General features: G+C 67.0%; 20 protein-coding genes. 9 read left to right on the plus strand and 11 right to left on the minus strand.

Annotated features, from left to right (window positions below):
- Window positions 1-37 precede the first annotated feature (37 nt).
- On the plus strand, window positions 38-1,741 hold the full coding sequence (locus IB255_RS12055; RefSeq protein WP_081519562.1) for a gamma-glutamyltransferase family protein: 1,704 nt from the start codon (window positions 38-40) through the stop codon (window positions 1,739-1,741).
- Here the strand turns inward: IB255_RS12055 and IB255_RS12060 are convergent, their stop codons facing one another.
- The 6 genes from IB255_RS12060 to nudE form a co-directional block, all read right to left on the minus strand.
- On the minus strand, window positions 1,742-3,589 hold the full coding sequence (locus tag IB255_RS12060; protein ID WP_192210415.1) for a Na/Pi cotransporter family protein: 1,848 nt from the start codon (window positions 3,587-3,589) through the stop codon (window positions 1,742-1,744).
- A 73-nt stretch (window positions 3,590-3,662) separates the two neighbouring features.
- Window positions 3,663-4,001 (minus strand): multidrug transporter, encoded by a 339-nt coding sequence (locus tag IB255_RS12065; protein ID WP_151189037.1) that lies wholly within the window; start codon window positions 3,999-4,001, stop codon window positions 3,663-3,665.
- An 83-nt stretch (window positions 4,002-4,084) separates the two neighbouring features.
- On the minus strand, window positions 4,085-4,663 hold the full coding sequence (locus IB255_RS12070; protein WP_192210416.1) for a lysophospholipid acyltransferase family protein: 579 nt from the start codon (window positions 4,661-4,663) through the stop codon (window positions 4,085-4,087).
- Window positions 4,664-4,759: 96 nt separating this feature from the next.
- Complete coding sequence (gene mutM, locus IB255_RS12075; RefSeq protein WP_081519558.1) at window positions 4,760-5,572, minus strand: bifunctional DNA-formamidopyrimidine glycosylase/DNA-(apurinic or apyrimidinic site) lyase; 813 nt, start codon at window positions 5,570-5,572, stop codon at window positions 4,760-4,762.
- Window positions 5,573-5,671: 99 nt separating this feature from the next.
- A complete protein-coding gene (gene cysQ, locus IB255_RS12080) occupies window positions 5,672-6,490 on the minus strand; it encodes a 3'(2'),5'-bisphosphate nucleotidase CysQ (protein ID WP_139791632.1) in 819 nt (272 codons plus the stop codon).
- Window positions 6,490-7,056, minus strand: a complete 567-nt coding sequence (nudE, locus tag IB255_RS12085) for an ADP compounds hydrolase NudE (RefSeq protein WP_081519556.1) — start codon at window positions 7,054-7,056, stop codon at window positions 6,490-6,492. The genes cysQ and nudE overlap by 1 nt, the downstream gene beginning before the upstream one ends.
- A gap of 126 nt (window positions 7,057-7,182) precedes the next feature.
- Between nudE and yrfG the strand changes: the two genes are divergently transcribed.
- Complete coding sequence (gene yrfG, locus IB255_RS12090) at window positions 7,183-7,845, plus strand: GMP/IMP nucleotidase (RefSeq protein WP_081519555.1); 663 nt, start codon at window positions 7,183-7,185, stop codon at window positions 7,843-7,845.
- A 52-nt stretch (window positions 7,846-7,897) separates the two neighbouring features.
- Here yrfG and lysM read toward each other — a convergent pair whose 3' ends face one another.
- Window positions 7,898-8,344: a peptidoglycan-binding protein LysM gene (lysM, locus tag IB255_RS12095; RefSeq protein WP_081519554.1), complete on the minus strand. Its 447-nt coding sequence runs from the start codon at window positions 8,342-8,344 to the stop codon at window positions 7,898-7,900.
- Window positions 8,345-8,493: 149 nt separating this feature from the next.
- Here lysM and IB255_RS12100 point away from each other — a divergent pair, with 149 nt between their 5' ends.
- From IB255_RS12100 to IB255_RS12120, 5 genes are all read left to right on the plus strand, one after another.
- On the plus strand, window positions 8,494-9,393 hold the full coding sequence (locus IB255_RS12100) for a LysR family transcriptional regulator (protein ID WP_081519553.1): 900 nt from the start codon (window positions 8,494-8,496) through the stop codon (window positions 9,391-9,393).
- A 93-nt stretch (window positions 9,394-9,486) separates the two neighbouring features.
- Window positions 9,487-10,323 (plus strand): formate dehydrogenase accessory sulfurtransferase FdhD, encoded by an 837-nt coding sequence (gene fdhD / locus IB255_RS12105; protein ID WP_081519552.1) that lies wholly within the window; start codon window positions 9,487-9,489, stop codon window positions 10,321-10,323.
- A gap of 29 nt (window positions 10,324-10,352) precedes the next feature.
- A complete protein-coding gene (locus tag IB255_RS12110) occupies window positions 10,353-12,674 on the plus strand; it encodes an FdhF/YdeP family oxidoreductase (RefSeq protein ID WP_081519551.1) in 2,322 nt (773 codons plus the stop codon).
- Between the two features lie 397 nt (window positions 12,675-13,071).
- Window positions 13,072-13,575 (plus strand): hypothetical protein, encoded by a 504-nt coding sequence (locus IB255_RS12115; protein ID WP_081519550.1) that lies wholly within the window; start codon window positions 13,072-13,074, stop codon window positions 13,573-13,575.
- A gap of 121 nt (window positions 13,576-13,696) precedes the next feature.
- Window positions 13,697-14,134, plus strand: coding sequence for a glycine zipper domain-containing protein (locus IB255_RS12120; protein ID WP_081519549.1), 438 nt, complete (start codon window positions 13,697-13,699; stop codon window positions 14,132-14,134).
- A 59-nt stretch (window positions 14,135-14,193) separates the two neighbouring features.
- Here the strand turns inward: IB255_RS12120 and IB255_RS12125 are convergent, their stop codons facing one another.
- On the minus strand, window positions 14,194-14,733 hold the full coding sequence (locus IB255_RS12125) for a DUF2087 domain-containing protein (RefSeq protein WP_081519548.1): 540 nt from the start codon (window positions 14,731-14,733) through the stop codon (window positions 14,194-14,196).
- Window positions 14,734-15,007: 274 nt separating this feature from the next.
- Between IB255_RS12125 and IB255_RS12130 the strand changes: the two genes are divergently transcribed.
- The gene (locus tag IB255_RS12130) at window positions 15,008-15,373 is read left to right on the plus strand and encodes a hypothetical protein (RefSeq protein ID WP_081519547.1); all 366 of its coding nucleotides are present in this window, start codon (window positions 15,008-15,010) and stop codon (window positions 15,371-15,373) included.
- A gap of 18 nt (window positions 15,374-15,391) precedes the next feature.
- On the opposite strand, the gene IB255_RS12135 is transcribed toward IB255_RS12130, so the two are convergent.
- The 3 genes from IB255_RS12135 to IB255_RS12145 all read right to left on the minus strand — a co-directional run bounded on the left by IB255_RS12135 (window position 15,392) and on the right by IB255_RS12145 (window position 18,046).
- A complete protein-coding gene (locus tag IB255_RS12135; RefSeq protein ID WP_045213088.1) occupies window positions 15,392-15,826 on the minus strand; it encodes an acyl-CoA thioesterase in 435 nt (144 codons plus the stop codon).
- A gap of 7 nt (window positions 15,827-15,833) precedes the next feature.
- Window positions 15,834-16,991, minus strand: coding sequence for an iron-containing alcohol dehydrogenase (locus IB255_RS12140; RefSeq protein ID WP_081519546.1), 1,158 nt, complete (start codon window positions 16,989-16,991; stop codon window positions 15,834-15,836).
- Window positions 16,992-17,251: 260 nt separating this feature from the next.
- Window positions 17,252-18,046, minus strand: a complete 795-nt coding sequence (locus tag IB255_RS12145) for a thymidylate synthase (RefSeq protein ID WP_081519545.1) — start codon at window positions 18,044-18,046, stop codon at window positions 17,252-17,254.
- Window positions 18,047-18,256: 210 nt separating this feature from the next.
- Here IB255_RS12145 and IB255_RS12150 point away from each other — a divergent pair, with 210 nt between their 5' ends.
- Complete coding sequence (locus IB255_RS12150; RefSeq protein WP_081519544.1) at window positions 18,257-18,763, plus strand: sugar dehydrogenase complex small subunit; 507 nt, start codon at window positions 18,257-18,259, stop codon at window positions 18,761-18,763.
- Window positions 18,764-18,765 lie beyond the last annotated feature (2 nt).

Genomic DNA, 18,765 nt, shown 5'->3' on the forward strand with positions numbered 1-18,765 from the left:
TTTTCCAGCCGGCCCTGCCGGCGGTTCGTGAGATGCCATGTCCCTGTTGAACTCCCGCTCCCGCGCCTCCCTGGTCGGCTTCTGCAGCCTCCTGCTGCTGAGCTTTGCCCTGCACGCTGCGGAACATCCGGCCCAGGCCAGCGTTGCCAGCGCGCACCCATCGGCTACCGTGGCCGGCCTGGAGACCCTCGCCGACGGCGGTAACGCCTTCGACGCCGCCGTGGCCATCGCCGCCGCGCTGGCGGTGGTCGAGCCCTACGGCTCGGGTCTGGGCGGCGGCGGTTTCTTCCTGCTGCGCAAGGCCGGCAGTCCGCCGACCTACCACTTCATCGATGCCCGCGAGCGCGCCCCGCTGGCCGCCCACGCGCGGATGTACGAGCGCAACGGCAAGGTCGACCCGCAACTGTCGCTCAACGGCCCGCTGGCCGCCGGCATCCCCGGCCTGCCCGCCGCCCTGGCGGACATCAGCAGCCGCTACGGCCGCAAGACCCTGGCGAACAACCTCGTGCCGGCGATCCGCCTGGCCACCGATGGCGTGTCCATCGACCGCGTCTACATCGACCGTGCCTCCTGGCGGCTCGACGCGATGCGCAAGGACCGCGAGACCGCACGCATCTTCCTCGACCAGGGCAACCTGCCCGAGGAATACAGCCTGATGCGCCAGCCGCAGCTGGCCAATACCCTGGAGAAGCTGGCGCGCTACGGCCGCATCGGTTTCTACGAAGGCGAAACCGCCGAGAAACTGGTCGAAGGCGTGCGCGCCGCCGGCGGTGTGTGGAGCCTGGAAGACCTTGCCAGCTACCGTACCGTCGAACGCCAGGCGCTGCACTACCCGCTGGCCGACGGCCGCGAACTGATCAGCGCCCCACTGCCCTCCGCCGGCGGCGTCGCCCTGGCGCAAAGCCTGGGCATGCTGCAGCAATTGCCGTGGCAGAAGGCCGAACCGGTGCAGCGCGTGCATTACGTGGTGGAAGCCCTGCGCCGCACCTACCGTGACCGCGGCCTGCTGGGCGACCCGGACCGCGTCGCCAACCCGGTCAACCAACTGCTCGCGCCGGACTACCTGAAGCGCCTGGCCGCCGGTATCGACCCGCAGCGCGCCACGCCCAGCTCCTCCCTGCCGTCAGCACCCGCCTGGCGCGAAGGCGACCACACCACCCACTTCGTGGTGATGGATGCCGACGGCAATGCCGTGGCCGCCACGCTCTCGGTCAACCTGCCGTTCGGCGCAGCCTTCACCGTGCCGGGTACCGGCGTGTTGCTCAATGACGAGATGGACGACTTCGCCACCGACGTCAGCGGCGCCAATGCCTACCAGTTGGCTGGCAGCCAGGCCAACGCGGTGGCCGCCGGCAAGCGCCCACTGTCGAGCATGAGCCCGAGCTTCATCGAAAGTCCCACCGAGCTGGCCGCCTTCGGCACGCCCGGCGGCAGCCGGATTCCCAGCATGGTGCTGCTGGCGATGCTGGACTACCTGGACGGCAAACCGGTGCAGCGCTGGGTGTCCTCGCCGCGCTACCACCACCAGTTCCTGCCCGACGTGATCGAGCATGAACCGCGCGCCTTCACCGCCGCCGAAATGGCCGACCTGCAGCGCCGTGGCTACACCCTCAAGGATGTCGGTCGCGCCTACGGCAACCAGCAGGTGCTGCTGTGGAACAAGAAGTCCGGCGAGGTGCAGTCCGCCAGCGACCCGCGCGGCATTGGTCTTGCGACCGAGCTGGCGGCGCCGCTGCGCTGATCAGGGCAGGATAAGAGCCGGAGCGTCTTCTTCGCGGGCATCGAACAGGCCATGTTCGGTGCCCAGTTGCAGCACGTTGCGCAGGCTCTGGATGATCCGGCTGACGTAGCCCAGATCGTTCATCAGCGAGCTCATCTGCAGGCCGTCCAGCTCCTGTCGGCGCACCGCCGCGAACAGGCGCTGGCGGAACGCCGCGTCGAACTCCGCAGCGCCCTCGTCAAGCAATTGCAGGCGCGCCACCAGAGCCTCTTCCGGCAGGTCGCCACCGAGCAGCGATCCCAGCGCACGCACTTCCCGCAGCATGCCGATCAGGTGCCGGCGCAGTTCGACGTAGGTATCGCGCAGCGCCGAAGGCTCGCCGTACAGTGCCTGGCCGAGGTTCTTCTGCAGGTGCTTGGCGTCCTTCACCGCGTCCACCAGCTGCAGCGCCACCACCTGGCAGGACAGCCAGAAGCGCTGGTGCTCCTCGTCCAGCGGCACTTCCAGGCGGCTCATGAAGCTCAGCAGGTCGCCATACACGCCCTTGATATGGCGCTGGTAAAGCACCTCCGCGGCCAGCGCATGGCGATCCGGCGCAGCCTGCAGCTGGCTTTCATCAACCCGCGGCTGGTTGAGCATCTCCACCGGCAGGTACAGCGCGTGGCAGATCACCTCGATGCTCAGGCGCCCCAGGTGGCGCAACTCCTGCAGCACCGCGCTGGCGGCTGCATCGGCGGAATCCAGCGCGCGCTCATTGAGGTAGCGCGCATGGGTGCGTTCGATGGTGGGCAGTGCCGGCGCCATGTCGGTGATCAGCACCGCCGGCTCCTCGACCTCCGGCAGCCAGCGCACCAGCGCATTGGCCAATGCGCCCTGGATCGGCCAGAACAGCACCACGCCCATGCCGTTGAACAGGGTGTGGAACAGCGCCAGCTGGATCATCGGGTTGTCCGCCAGCCCCACCGGCGTCACCAGCCAGTGCACCAGCCAGGTCAGCGGCGCGAGCAGGAGGAACGCCAGCACCCCGGTCACCACGTTGAACAGCACGTGCGCCAGCGCCAATCGCTGCCCGCTGCGGTTGCCGCCCAGGGAGCCGACGAAGGCCGTGGTGACGCTGCTGCCAACGTTGGAGCCGATGGCGATCGCCAGGCTCTGGCCCAGCTCAAGCTGGCCACCGGCGAGGGCGGCAAGCGTCAGCATCAGGGTCGCGTGACTGGACTGCAGCACCACGGTGATGAGGATGCCGAAAGTGACGAACAGCAGCGCGCCGAGCATGCCCTCCGAGCGCAGTTCGCTCATGTCCATGGCGTCGCCGAAGCTGCCGAAGCCATCCTTGATCTGGTCGATGCCCAGGAAGATGAAGGCGATACCCAGCAGGATGCGCCCGGCGGCCTTGCTCTTGGCGCCGTTGAAGCCCATCAGCACGCCGAACACCAGCAAGGGCAGCGCCAGGGGACTCAGGCTGAGGTTCTGCCCGGCCAGCGCCAGCAACCAGATGCCGCTGGTGGCGCCGAGGTTGGCGCCAAAAAGAATGGCGATGCCACCGGCCAGCTGGATCAGCCCGGTGCTGATGAAGGCGATGGTGAGCAGGGAAACCAGGGTGGAGGATTGCAGCAGGAAGGTGCCGAACAGCCCGAACAGCAGGCTCTTGCCGCGAGTCGCGGTGCTCTTCTCCAACCAGCGCTCAAGCTGGCTGCCGGCGAGGTCACGCAGGCCTTCTTCAAGGCACTGCATGCCGAACAGGAACAGCGCCAGGCCCGCCCCCAACTGCAGCAGACCAGCGCTGGACCAGAAGGTGTAGCCCAGGATGACGGCGACCAGCAGCAGAAGCAGCGGACGCAGGTGCTTCTTCAGGCCACTCAGCTTCATGGGCTACCTACGGGACTTACCCGGCAAGCCGGGCTGGCGAGGCGGACACGCCGCCCCGGAGCAGGACGACGGATCAGTCCTTCTTGTAGCCGCTGGTGGTGCAGCCCAGGCAGCGCACGAAGGCGGCCTTGCCCGGATCGACGACCAGCGCCTTGCCCGCTTCGCCGATGTTGCCGCCGGCCGCGCTGAACGGCAGGGTCACCACGAAGGCCGCAGCGCCCACTACGGTCGCGCCGATCAGCAGCGGACGCGCGATCAGCAGGTCGCCAATCATGGAGTAGAACGGCGGGGCCGAGACGACATAGGTCGGGTCACCGCTGACGTTGCTCACTTCTTCCTGAGCAACGGCCGGCAACACCGAGAATGCACAGACCAGGGCCATTGCAGTGGCGGCGGTGCGGAACACGTTCATGGAGGGAAGTCCTTTTTTGTGTAGTTGGGCAGGCAGACTGCCATAACTATAACAGCGCTCCGTGACTTGTCGCGTGACAGCCTTCAATCGCCGAAGAATGCGTATTCAGGCTTTTTCGGCACGAAAGGCCGGTAGAAGGCCAGCATGCGGCGCAGGTCGGCGGGTTCGTCGCCAGTGGGCCAGAACGGCTCGCCGATGACGATGCGCCGGCCGGGGTAATCCAGCGCCGCCAGCACGATGGGCACGCCCGCGCCACGGGCGATGTGATAGAAGCCCATTTTCCAGCGCTCGACCTTCTTGCGCGTGCCCTCCGGGGAGAGGATCAGCATCATCTCGCGGTTGTCTGCGAAGGCCTGGATCGCCTGGTCCACGGTGTTCAGCTTGAGGTGGCGCTGGATCGGGATGCCGCCCCAGCGGCGCATCAGGCCGCCGAAGGGTGTGCGGAAGATAGTGTGCTTGCCGAACCAGCGGGCGTTCAGGCGCAGCACGAACTTGACCGCCAGGAACAGGATGAAGTCCCAGTTGGACGTGTGGTGTGCGCCGATCACCACGAACTTGTCGAGTTTGGGCAGCGCACCTTCGATACGCCAGCCGGCCAGGCGCAGCATGCTGTGGCCGAGTGCTTCGGCGAACGGGTTGCGGGGCAGATAGTTGCCGGACATGAATCACCTGAAGGCCCCTCGTCGGGGGCCTTTGTTGTTATGGCGGAGGGAGGATCGGGCAGATCGGGGCGGCAGCTTAACGGCCGCCCCAGGGCCTCAGCGTTGGCAGCGCGGACAGTAGACGCTGGCGCGCTGGCCGAGACGCACTTCGCGCAGGGTCGAACCGCAGACCTTGCACGGCTCGCCTCCGCGCCCGTAGGCGAAGAGCTCCTGCTGGAAGTAGCCGGGCTGGCCATCGCCGCCGACGAAATCGCGCAGCGTGGTGCCGCCGCGCTCGATGGCAATGGCGAGGATGCGCTTGATCTCCTGGGCGAGCTTCACGTAGCGCGCTCGCGAGATGGTTCCGGCCTCGCGGCGCGGGTCGATACCGGCGGCGAACAGCGCCTCGGTGGCGTAGATGTTGCCCACGCCGACCACCACCGCGTTGTCCATGATGAAGGGCTTCACCGCCATGCTGCGGTTGCGCGACAGCTGGAACAGGCGCTCCCCCTCGAAGGCATCGGTCAGCGGTTCCGGGCCCAGGTTGCGCAGCAGTTCGTGCTCCAGCGGCGTCAGGCTCCAGAGCAAAGCACCGAAGCGACGCGGGTCGGTGTAGCGCAGCGCCATGCCCGATTCCAGCTCGATGTCCACATGCTCGTGGCGCGCTGCCGGCGTGCCGCATTCCACCAGGCGCAGGTTGCCGGACATGCCCAGGTGGCTGATCAGCGTGCCCACCTCGGCATTGAGCAACAGGTACTTGGCGCGCCGCTCCACCTTCACGATGCGCTGTCCGGACAGGCGAACGTCCAGGTCCTCGGGGATCGGCCAGCGCAAACGGCGCTCGCGGACGATCACGCGGCTGACGCGCTGGCCTTCGAGGTGGGGCGCGATGCCCCGGCGGGTGGTTTCGACTTCAGGTAATTCGGGCATGGATGACGATATCTGAGGGACTTTTACGTAGGAGCGAGCTTGCTCGCGAACCGCCCGGCAAGTAAATGCCGGGCGTACGCCTACCGGATGAAACGCAGGTCAGTCCAGCGCGCGCGCCAGCTGGATCAAGTCTGCGCGCCACGGTGCCGCCTTGGGCAGAGCCAGGAAGGACTCGTTGAGCAGACTCTCCCGCGCTTCATAGGTGAAGGGCTCGCCGCGCACGTCCAGCACTTCTCCGCCAGCGCCTTCCAGCACGCCCTGGGCCGCGGCGGTATCCCACTGGCTGGTCGGCGCCAGGCGCGGGTAGCAGTCCGCCGAGCCTTCGGCGAGCAGGCAGAACTTCAGCGAGCTGCCGATACTGGCCAGGTTCAGGTTGCCGAAGCGCTGCGCCAGGCCGGCCAACAGCTTTTCCTGCTGCGGGCTGGAGTGGCGCTTGCTGGCCACCACGGTGAAGACGTCGTCCGGCTCGGTGCGCACTTCGATGGCTTCGGGCTCGTCGCCGCGGTCCTCGCACCAGGCGCCCAGGCCAGCACCGCCGTAGTAGCAGCGGCCGCTGGCCGGTATGCCGACCACGCCGAAGACCACCCGGCCGTGCTCGATCAGCGCGACGTTGACGGTGAATTCGTCACTGCCGGAGATGAACTCCTTGGTGCCGTCCAGAGGGTCCACCAGCCACCAGCGAGTCCACTGGGCGCGCTGCTCGAAGGGGATGTTGCAATCTTCCTCGGACAGCACCGGCACATCCGGCGCCAGCGCGCGCAGGCCGTCGGCCAGTACGCGGTGGGCAGCCAGGTCGGCGGCGGTCACCGGCGACTCGTCGGCCTTGCTCTGGACATCCAGGTCGCCCTGCCAGAACGGCAGGATCACATCGCCAGCCTTGTGCACCAGGTCGATCACGGCAGGCAGAAAAGCATTCATCACGGCTGGAATTCCCCTCGTTGGGTCAGCAGGTCACGTACCAGGTAGAGCGCGGCCAGCGCCCGTCCTTCACTGAACTGGGCATTCTGGGCGAGGCTGGAAAGCTCGCGCAGGCTGATCTTGTCCACGCCCATCGGCTCGGGCTCGTCGCCGGGCAGCGTTTCCTCGTAGAGGTCGCGGGCCAGCACCACCTGGATGCGCTGACTCATGTAGCCGGGGGACAGCGACAGTTCGGTGATGTATTCGAGCTGGCGGGCGCCATAGCCTGCCTCCTCCTTCAGCTCGCGGTTGGCGGCGTCGAGGATGTCCTCGCCCGGCTCCACCAGGCCCTTGGGCAGCGACAGCTGGTACTCGTCGACCCCGGCGCAGTATTCCTCGACCAGCACGGCGTGTTCGGCATCGAGCATGGCGATCACCATCACTGCACCGTAGCCCTGTCCCTTGCCCACCAGGCGCTCGTAGGTACGCTCGACGCCATTGGAGAAGCGCAGCTGCAGCTCCTCGACGGCGAACAGCCGGCTTCTGGCAACGATCTCTCGGGCGAGGACCGTGGGTTTCTGACGCATGGGGCGACTCCTGGGGGTGGCCGGGTCGGCTATGATAACCCGCCTTTTCCGATTCTCCGTGTCAGATATCGCGCCGATTCCGTCCACCGGCGGCGCAATTGCGACACCCTTTTGCGAAAGCCCAGCATGCCACGCCTGCCCTGGAACCAGATCGACACCGTCCTGCTCGACATGGACGGCACCCTGCTCGATCTGCATTTCGATAATCACTTCTGGCTCGAACACCTGCCGCAACGCTACGCCGAGCACCACGGCATCAGCCGTGCCGAGGCCGACGCCGAGCTGCTGCCGCTGTTCCGCGACAACGCAGGCCTGCTCAACTGGTACTGCCTGGACTTCTGGAGCCGCGAGCTCAAGCTGTCGATCCTCGACCTCAAGCACGAGGTCGCCGACCTCATTGCCCTGCGCCCGGACGCTGACCTGTTCCTCGCCGAACTGCGTCGCCACGGCAAGCGCGCGGTGCTGATCACCAATGCCCACCGCGATTCGCTGTCGCTGAAGCTGCAACGGGTGGAGCTCTCGCCCTGGTTCGACCGGCTGATCAGCTCCCACGACTACGGCTTCCCCAAGGAAGACCAGCAGTTCTGGCAGGCGCTGCAGGCGGACGTCGGTTTCGATCCGGCCCGCAGCCTGTTCATCGACGACAGCCTGCCGATCCTGCGCGCAGCGCGAACCTTCGGCGTCGCCCAGTTGCTGGCGGTGCGCCAGCCGGACAGCCGCCAGGGGCCGAAGGACACCGAGGAATTCGCCGCCCAGGAAGACTACCGGACGCTGCTCGAAGGGTTGTGAATCGCCGGGCTGCAGAAACAGCGAACCCGGCGCTGGGCCGGGCTCTCTGGCTTTACTCCGGAATCCGCAGCACCTGGCCGGGATAGATCTTGTCCGGATGGCTAAGCATCGGCTTGTTCGCCTCGAATATCTTCATATAGGCGTTGGCGTTGCCGTACTCGGCCTTGGCGATGGCGCTCAGGGTATCGCCCTTCTTCACGGTGACGAAGCGCGCCTCGGCAGCAGGAGCCGCAGAAGCGGCGACGGTGATGTGGTCTTCCACACCGGAAACCCCCGCGACGTTGCCCAGGGTGAGGAGGATCTTTTCCTTCTCTTCCTGGCTGGCCACTTCACCGGTGGCGATCACCTTGTCGCCCTCGACGCTGACCTGGATGTTCGGGTTGCCCAGGCCAACCTTGGCAATGTGGTCCTTGAGCGATTCGGCGGCTTGCGCCTCCTGGCCCACAATGCTTTCCCACAGCTTCTCGCCGGCTTCCTTCACGAACGCAAAAATGCCCATTTCCAACCTCCCTACGGTTACAGTGACAGGCGGCCGGCATTGGGCAGACCGCGCGCCCCTGGAGTCTAGACGGCGACTTCCGCAGCGCCTGACGGAAAAGTCCTAATCCCTCCCCGACCCGACAGAACGCCCCCGGAGCCTTCCCGCCGATGGACATCAAGCAGCTGAAATTCCTCTGCGCCCTGGATGAGACCCGGCACTTCGGCCAGGCGGCGGCGCGCTGCCATGTCACCCAGCCGACCCTGTCCATGCGCGTGCGCAGCCTGGAGGAAGAGCTGGGCCTGGAACTGGTGCGCCGTGGGCAGCGTTTCGAGGGTTTCACCGAAGCCGGCGAACGCGTACTGGCCTGGGCCCGCAGCCTGCTGGCGGCCCACGACGGGCTCTACGCCGAAGCGGCCGCGTGCCGGGGCCAACTGGTCGGCACCCTGCGCCTGGGCCTGGTGCCACTGGCGGGGTTCGACCCCATGCGGCTGATCGAGCTGTTCGCCCAGCGCCACCCGGAACTGCGCTTCCAGCTGTTCGCCCTGAGCTCGGAAAATATCCTCGAAGGCCTCGGCCGCAACCAGCTGGACCTCGGCCTGTCGTACCTGGATCGCCTCGACCGCGAACACTTCGAAAGCCTCGAACTGGCCGCCACGCGCATGGGTTTGCTGCACGACCGCCGGCACTTCCAGATCGACAGCCCGACCCTGAGCTGGGATGCCCTGGCGGAGCTGCCGCTGGGCCTGCTTTCGGCCGGCATGCACTTCCGCCAGTCCATTGACCACGGCTTCCGCAGCCGCGGCCTGACCCCCCAGGCACGCCTGGAGACCGACGCCGTGCACCAATTGGTGCAGGCCGTGGAGCGCGGGCTGTGTTGCGCGATCATGCCGTTGGGCAGCGGGCTGGATACCCAGGGCGAGCACTTCGTCCTCACCCCGATAGAGGACGCGCGCACGCTGTCGCCGCTGGGCCTGATCCTGCGCCGCAGCGAGCCGCGCTCGGCGCTGGCCGAAGCCTGCTTCCGCGAAGCCGCGGCTCTGCTGGGCGGTTCCGAAAGCGACCGATAAACGCCATCTATCACTACATCGACAGTAGCCATTAGACGCTGCCCCGGCATAGGCATAGGCTGGTCGCATTACTAGAACCACAGGGCTCAGCCCATGCCTTGCCTGATCACCCGCCCGGCCAGCGCCGCGGTCCGGGATGCCGTCGTGCCTGCCGACGGCTACAGCTATGCCGAACTCACCCCGGAGGGCGACACCGGTCGCGCCGTGCTGGCCGGGGAAGTCGCCCTGGCGATTGCCTACAACGGGCTCAGCCAGGCCGTCATGATGGTCTCGCCGAACGACCTGGAAGACTTCGCCTACGGTTTCAGCCTCGGCGCCGGCCTCATCGACTCCATCGACGACATCTATGACGTGCGCCTGACGCCCCATGGCGACGCCATCGCGGCCGAGCTGCAAGTCAGCAACCGCGCCTTCTGGGCCCTCAAGGACCAGCGCCGGCAACTGGCCGGCAATACCGGCTGCGGCCTGTGCGGCGTCGCGGCGCTGGACCAGGCGCTGCCTGGCCTGCCGGTGCTGCCCTCGGCGCCGCTGCCGCCCGCCGGGCACTTCGAGCACCTGCGTGAGCGGGTCAACGCCGTCCAGGAGATCGGCCGCCGCAGCGGCGCCCTGCACGCCGCACTGTTCGTCGATGCCGCCGGCGAGATTCGCCTGTGCCGCGAGGACATCGGCCGCCACAACGCCCTCGACAAGCTGATCGGCGCGCTCAAGCGCCAGCGCCTGGACCTGGCCGGCGGTTTCGCCGTGGTCACCAGCCGCTGCAGTCTGGAACTTATCCACAAGGCCGTGCGAGCCGGGTTGTCGACCCTGGTCAGCCTCTCCGCACCGACCGCACTCACCGTGCAGTGGGCCCGCGAGCACAACCTGAACCTGATCCACCTGCCGCACCGCAGCGCGCCGCGCATCTACAGCCCGGCTCCGCCAGCCGCCTGAACGCCCGCATTCGAAGATAAAGAGACCCCATGAGCCTGCAGCAAGAGAATCCCCGCTACCAACCCTACAAGGGCGCAGCCGCCGGCTGGGGCGCGCTCATCAGCGTCACGCGCTTCTGGCTGGACAGCAAGCAGCCGTTCAAGAACCTGCGTGCGCTGCTCAAGACCAACCAGAACGGCGGCTTCGACTGCCCCGGTTGCGCCTGGGGCGACTCGCCGGAAGACGGCCGGGTGAAATTCTGCGAGAACGGCGCCAAGGCGGTGAACTGGGAAGCCACCAAGCGCCGCGTCGACCCGGCCTTCTTCGCCCGCCACAGCGTCAGCTCGCTGCGCGAGCAGAGCGACTACTGGCTCGAGTACCAGGGCCGCCTGACCGACCCGATGCGCTACGACCCGGCCACCGACCGCTACCAGCCGATCGCCTGGGACGATGCCTTCGCCCTGATCGCCAGGCACCTGAATGCGCTGGAAAGCCCTGACCAGGCCGAGTTCTACACCTCGGGACGGGCGAGCAACGAGGCCGCGTACCTTTATCAGCTGTTCGTCCGCGCTTTCGGCACCAACAACTTCCCCGACTGCTCGAACATGTGCCACGAGGCCAGCGGCGTCGCCCTGGGCCAGAGCGTCGGTGTCGGCAAGGGCAGCGTGACCTTCGACGACTTCGAGCATGCCGACGCGATCTTCGTCTTCGGCCAGAACCCCGGCACCAACCACCCGCGCATGCTCGAACCGCTGCGCGAGGCGGTAAAACGCGGCGCCCAGGTGGTCGCCTTCAACCCGCTGAAGGAGCGCGGCCTGGAACGCTTCCAGCACCCGCAGCATGCGCTGGAAATGCTCACCAACGGCTCCGAGCCGCTGAACACCGCGTTCTTCCGCCCGGCCCTGGGCGGCGACATGGCCGCCGTGCGCGGCATGGCCAAGTTCCTCCTGCAATGGGAACGCGAAGCCCAGGCCAAGGGCGAGCCGGCGGTGTTCGACCATGAATTCATCGCCGAGCACACCCAGGGCGTCGACGCCTACCTCGCCGCCGTGGACGACACCAGCTGGGATCACATCGTCCAGCAGTCGGGCCTGAGCCTCGAGGAGATCGAGCAGGCCGCGATCATGTACCGCCGCGCCGAACGCGTGATCGTCTGCTGGGCCATGGGCATCACCCAGCACCACCACTCGGTGCCGACCATCCAGGAACTGGTCAGCCTGCAACTGCTGCGCGGCAACGTCGGCCGCCCCGGCGCCGGCCTGTGCCCGGTGCGCGGCCACAGCAACGTGCAGGGCGACCGCACCATGGGCATCAACGACCGCCCGCCGGCCGCGTTGCTCGACGCCATGGAGCGCCGCTTCCAGTTCAAGGTGCCGCGCGAGAACGGCCACAACACCGTCGAGGCGATCAACGCCATGCTCGATGGACAGTCGAAGGTGTTCATCGGCCTGGGCGGCAACTTCGCCCAGGCGACCCCGGACAGCCCGCGCACCCACAGTGCCCTGCAGAGCTGCGCGCTGACCGTGCAGATCAGCACCAAGCTCAACCGCAGCCACCTCACCGTGGGCGGCGACGCGCTGATCCTGCCGTGCCTGGGCCGCACCGACATCGACCGTCAGGCCGACGGCCCGCAGGCGGTGACCGTGGAAGATTCCTTCAGCATGATCCACGCGTCCTTTGGCCAGTTGGAGCCGTCGTCGAAGCAGATGCGCTCCGAGCCCGCCATCATCGCCGGCATCGCCAAGGCCACCCTGGGCAACCACCCGGTGGACTGGGACGCGATGATCGCCAACTACGACCGCATCCGCGACCTGATCGCCGATACCATTCCCGGCTTCAGCGACTTCAATCGCCGCGTGGCCAATCCCGGCGGCTTCCACCTGGGCAACTCGGCCGGTTCACGGCGCTGGAACACCGCCAGCGGCAAGGCCAACTTCCACCACCATCCGCTGCCGGCCGACCTGGTCCACGCGAAGATCCGCGAGACCGGCCAGGAGCCGCACCTGATCCTGCAGACGCTGCGTTCCCACGACCAGTACAACACCACCATCTATGGCCTGGACGACCGCTATCGCGGCGTGCGCGGTCATCGCGAGGTGGTGTTCGCCAACGAGGCCGACATCCGCCGCCTGGGCTTCGAGCCCGGCGAGAAGGTAGACATGGTGTCGCTCTGGTCCGATGGCGTGGATCGCCGCGTCAGCGGTTTCACCCTCCTGGCCTACGACATCCCCGCCGGCCAGGCCGCGGCCTATTACCCGGAAACCAATCCGCTGGTGCCGCTGGACAGCCACGGCGTGGGCAGCCACACGCCGACCTCGAAGTTCGTCGCCATCCGCTTCGAGAAGGCGCGGCCGAGCCTGCGGATCGTTTGACGACCTGACGCTTCGATACTCCTTGCAGGAGCGCCCCATGGGCGCGATCGCGGGCATGGCCCGCTCCTACAAGGGGACTTCGTGCGCGCAGCAGAAGGCCATCCTGCGAAAAATCCGCTGGATTTGCGTCACATCAGAAAGGGATGAAAGGTAAACTCGGAAGGGCCAGGGCAGTTCCCGTGAAAAGCCATCATTTCAATGGCAATTTGTGAGAAAAACACCTCACAAATGGAACCCTGGAATAACACTCAGACCGCCCGAAATCGAAAAAGTTCTGACCATAAATCAAATACTTGCAATATTTGATGAAAGTCGTGTTACTCGTCGGAACCCCCTTGTCAGAGCCTTCGCACGACCCGAGGATCGCTTCCAACATCCCCACAGAGAGATCCTCTCTATGAAGTACTCCTCGATGCTCCTGTTGTCTCTTGCGCTGGTCGGTGGCACCGCCTACGCGGACGGCGACACCCGTGCCGGCGTCGGTGGCGCCCTGGGCGGGGTATTGGGTTCGGTCATCGGCCAGTCGGTCGGTGGCAGCACCGGCGCCGCCATTGGTAGTGGTCTGGGCGGTGCGGCCGGTGGCGCGGTCGGTGCCCGCCACGGCAACAAGACAGAAGCCGCCATCGGTGGCGGCCTGGGCGCTGCCGGCGGCCAGGTGATCGGCAACAAGATGGGTGGTACCACCGGCGGCCTGATCGGCGCGGCCCTGGGTGGCGGCGCCGGCGGCGCACTGGGCAACCACTACGCCGACAACAACCGCGACGACGATGATGACGATTACCGTCACGGCTACCGTCGTGCCCGTTACGACGACCATCGCCACTATGATCGCCGCTGGCACGACAACGGTCGCCATCGTGGCTGGTACAAGCACAAGCACCACCGTCGCGACTGGGATTGACCCGCGGTAGCTCTAACCGCGATCAGTCCACGGAAACGACGACTGACAGCCGGGCCTGATTGCCCGGCTGTTTTGTGTGCGGGACAATTCTCCCGATAATTCCTACTTTCAGGTTCGCAACATGCGTAAGACTCTTTCTGTTCTGGCACTGGCCCTGCTGGCCAGCCACGCCGTGGCCGATGACACCAAGACCGCCATTGGCGGCGGTATCGGTGGCGCCCTCGGCAACGTGGTCGGCGGCGCCCTGGGCGGCTCCACCGGTGCGGCCATCGGTGCTGGCGTAGGCGGTGCGGCTGGCGGCGCGATGGGCGCGAAGAACGGCAACAAGACCGAGGCGGCCATCGGCGGCGGCCTGGGCGCAGCCGGCGGCTCGGTCATCGGCAACAAGGTCGGTGGCTCCACCGGCGGCGCCATCGGCGCGGGCCTGGGTGGTGCAGCCGGCGGCGCACTGGGCAACCACCTGGCCGACGATAACGACGATGACCACCACAGTGGCAGCAAGAGCCATCACAAGGGCAAAGGCCACTACAAGCACAAACACAAGCATCACGACGACTGACGGATGCCCTTGTGAAAAAGCCCGCCTATTGGCGGGCTTTTTCGTTCAGGCCTTCAGCTTCAGGCGCAGGCTGGCAAACAGGACAACAGCGCGCCCAGCTCGGCCGGCGGACGTCGCTCGACGCGCCGGTACTCACCACCATCCGGGGTACGCGTGAGCCAACCGCCGTCCACCAGCGCCCTTCGCAGCAGGAGGTGGTCGCCCAGACATTCCTGGGCGCGCAGCCGTTCGTTGAGCTCCTTTTCGCTCCAGCGCTGCCGTGCCGGCAGTCGCGACCACAGCACCCAGAGGCACGCCTCGCGGTGGCTGTGCTTCTTCGGCCAGCGCTGCAGGCAGCCGGCGTCATCGAAGTAGCGCCGCCATTGCTCGACGCGGCGAAAATCCACCACGGCTTCAGGCTCGGCTTCGCGGGCCAGTCGCGTCTGCGCCTGATGACTGGCGCGCAGCGCCTGGTAGTTGCGGAAGCCCACCGCGCGGGCGAGCAGGTTGAGTAGTTCGACATGACCGGGGCGCTCGGGCGATTCGCCGAGCTGGCGCGCCAGCGATTTCGCCAGCGCGGAGATGTCGGGGGCGTGATAGGGCAAGCGTTGCCTGGACACAGTGCAATCCTCGTTGCGTGCCAAGACCTCGCGCGGGAGGTTATCGGGGGTCGCCATTCCGATGCGGCACTGGGGAAAGTGTGTCGGATCGTCAAACATGCGGGGAACCGCGCGGCAGGTTTAGCGCTCTCCATACGGAGGCGGCGACGCCTGGGTGAACTGCCGACCGGCCGCCAGCATAGGCCGGACGCGCCGCCCGGGACAAGCCCCGTGTCATCCCGCGAGCCTGGTATAGGCTTGCCGGGGAGGGATCACTGCCGACAAGGAGTTACTCGTGAAAGCTCTTGCTGCCGCCGGACTGCTGCTGACGCTCTGCGCCGCGCAGCCCGCGTACGCCGGGGACTGGCAGGTCTGCCAGCTGGAAGTGGAAATCACCGGAGCGCTCAAGCTGCCCGTGCGCGGGCTGGAAGGCCGGGTCGCTTCGGCCAAGCCGCGCTCGGCGGGCACCCAGTGCCCGAGCCCGGGCGAGGTCATCGCCTTCGAACCGGAAAGCGCCGACTGGCAGAGCCGCATCCCTCGCCCGCACTGGCCTGCGGCCGGACAACGGGTGTGGATGCGCTACCAGTACCTGGACGGCATCTGCAAGGGCGACGGCAACAACCGGCCCTGCCGCATCGAGCATTATCCGATGGGCTGGTGAGACGTCCGCCCCTAGAGGTCAGCCTCGAACCAGCACTTCCATCGCCTCGCGCAGCGGCGCCGGAATCGACACCGGCCGGTTGCTCGCCCGATCCACGAACACATGCACGAACTTGCCCGCCGCGCAGGCCAGTTCATCGCCCTCGCGGAAGATCGCCAGTTCGTACTGCACCGAGCTGTTGCCCAGCTTGCCGACCCGCAGGCCGACCTCGATGCGCTCGGGGAAGGCCACCGGCGCGAAGTAGTCGCAGCTCGAACTGACCACGAAGCCCACCACGTCGCCGTCGTGGATATCCAGGCCGCCGCGCTCGATCAGGTAGGTATTCACCGCCGTGTCGAAGAAGCCGTAGTAGGTCACGTTGTTCACGTGGCCGTAGATGTCGTTGTCGTGCCAGCGCGTGGTGATCGGCTGGAAGTGCGCGTAGTCGGCGCGGCTGGGGTGCTGTTCGCTCATCGGGTTCTCAGAATGCGGCTCGGTAGATGGCCAGCGCGTCGCTCTCGCTGACTTCGCGGGGATTATTCACCAGCAGGCGCTGCTGCAACATCGCATCGGCGGCCAGGCGCGGCAGGCTGTCCTCCGGCACGCCGGCATCGCGCAGGCGCGACGGCAGGCCGCTGCGCGGGCTGAGGTCGGCCAGCTCGGCAATGAACTGCTCGGTGCGGTCGCCATCGCTGCGCAGGCGCTCGCCCAGCAGCAGCGGCGCCAGCTCGGCATAGAGCGGGCCGGCGTTGGGCGCATTGAAGCGGATCACCTCGGGCAGGACCAGCGCATTGCTCAGGCCGTGGGGAATATGGAAGTGCCCGCCCAGCGGGTAGGCCAGCGCGTGCACGGCGGCTACCGGGGCGTTGGCGAAGGCCTGCCCGGCCAGGCACGCGCCCAGCAGCATGGCCTGGCGCGCCTCGCGGTTGCGGCCGTTGTGCACCGCTTCGTCGAGGTTCAGCGCCAGCAGGCGCAGGGCTTCGCGGGCCAGCAGGTCGGACAGCGGGTTCTTCTTCAGCTTGCTGGTGTACGCCTCGATGGCGTGAACCATGGCGTCGATGCCGGTGGCGGCGGTGACCGCTGGCGGCAGGCCGAGGGTGAGGTCGGCGTCGAGCACGGCCAGGTCCGGCAGCAGGTAGGGGCTGACGACGCCCATCTTGGTGGTCTCGCCGGTGGTGACGATGGCGATCGGCGTCACTTCCGAGCCGGTGCCGGCGGTGGTCGGCACCTGGATCAGCGGCAGGCGCGGGCCACGGGCGTTGCCGACGCCGAAGACATCCTTCAGGCCTTGTGTCGCCAGCGGGTGCGCCAGCAACGCCACCAGCTTGGCAACGTCCATCGAGCTGCCGCCGCCGAAGCCGACCACCAGCTGCGCGGCCATCCGGCGCGCCTGATCAGAGGCTTCCAGCACGATGCTTTCCGGTGGGTCGGCCAGCACCTGGTCGAAGACTTCCACTGCCACGCCGGCTGCGGCGAAGCCTGGCAGCACGCCGTCGAGCATGTTCAGGCGGGTGATGCCGGGGTCGGTGACGATGAGCACGCGCTGGGCGCCGCGCTCGCGGCAGAGTTCACCCAGGCGGGCGGCGGAGCCACTTTCGCAGAGGATCTGCGCGGTGGTGGCGAAGCTGAAAGGCTGCATGACGGTCCCCGGTCTTGTCGTTGTAGTGCGGAAAATCCGTAGGCCATCGTTCGGCGGCCAGCCGGGGGAGCATAGCAATGGGACGCAGCCTCATGAAACCTTGTACCGCCAGGCGAAACAGTTATTCACCGAGTGAATGGTTTTGCCATGGATCACCGGGGCCCAGCAAGCTCGCTCCTACGAAGAGCATCCACTGACTCTTGGCGGGGCAGAAACAAAAAGGCCGGCATTGAGCCGGCCTTTTCTTCATCGAGGACAGGTCAGACAGCGACCGGTGCCTTGATGTGCGGGTGAGATTCGTAGCCGACCAGTTCGAAGTCCTCGAAGCGGAAGTCGAACAGGTCCTTCACCTCGGGGTTGATCTTCATGGTGGGCAGCGGCAGCGGCTGGCGGGTCAGCTGCAGGTCGGTCTGCTCCAGGTGGTTGGCGTACAGGTGGCAGTCGCCGCCGGTCCAGATGAATTCGCCGGGCTGCAGCCCGGCGACCTGCGCGACCATCAGGGTCAGCAGCGCGTAGCTGGCGATGTTGAAGGGCACGCCGAGGAAGATGTCGGCCGAACGCTGGTACAGCTGGCAGCTGAGCTTGCCGTCGGCCACATAGAACTGGAACAGCGCGTGGCACGGCGGCAGGGCCATTTCGTCGATCAGCGCGGGGTTCCACGCGGAGACGATCAGGCGGCGCGAATCCGGGTTGTTCTTCAGCATCTGCATCAGGTTGGCGATCTGGTCGATGTGGCGACCGTCCGGCGCCGGCCAGGAGCGCCACTGGTAGCCGTAGACCGGGCCCAGGTCGCCGTTCTCGTCGGCCCATTCGTCCCAGATCGAGACGCCGTTTTCCTTCAGGTAGGCGATGTTGGTCGAACCTTTGAGGAACCACAGCAGCTCATGGACGATCGATTTGAGGTGGCACTTCTTGGTGGTCACCAGCGGGAAGCCTTCGGCGAGGTCGAAACGCATCTGATGGCCGAACACGCTGTAGGTGCCGGTGCCGGTGCGGTCGCTCTTGAAGGTGCCGTGTTCGCGCACGTGGCGCATGAGGTCGAGGTACTGTTTCATCGCTGCGGTTTCACCCAAAAGCCGGTCGGTGAGGCTCTGCGGCGCGGCTCCGGGGTGGGCCGCCGGCAGGAGCAATCGCCCGGCAGAATCTGAACAAGCGGCAATACTAAGGGCCTGGGCAAGGTATCGCCACCCTGGCCGACCAATACCCGATTCAAGCGGCGACAGACCGCGCTCCCCAACCGTTCGCCTGTTGCAAGAGAGGTCGTCATGTCCGAGGCACAGCTGCCCGCCTTCCCCCTTTCTCGTCGCCGCCTGCTGGCGGTGGCCTGCGCCAGTGCCGCCCTCGGCGGTGTGCTGCTCAGCCCCGCCGCGCGCACCTGGGCCGCGCTGACGCCTCAGGCCGAGAAGGAGCTGGAAAGCTTCATGACCCTGTCCCAGCGCCTCACCGGGCGCAGCAACCTCGACCCGCGCATCGGCCAGCGCCTGTTCCAGGCCCTGGCGCAGCGCGACACCGCGCTCAAGCAGAGCCTGGCCGAGCTGCTCGAGCGCCTGGGCGACGCCCCGGACAGCTGGAACGAGCGCCAGCAGTGGCTGGCCCGGCAGATCCTCGGCGGCTGGTACCTGGGGCAGGTCGGCGATGACACCAGCGCCACGGTCGTCACCTACGAGCAGGCGCTGATGTTCCGTGCGGTGGACGACGTGCTGGTGATCCGCAGCTACTGCCCGAACAAGCCGGGCTTCTGGGCGGCGCAGCCTACCGAGCGGGGGGCATGAGC

The sequence above is a fragment of the Pseudomonas sp. PDM22 genome, assembly GCF_014851965.1.
Taxonomy (GTDB): domain Bacteria; phylum Pseudomonadota; class Gammaproteobacteria; order Pseudomonadales; family Pseudomonadaceae; genus Pseudomonas.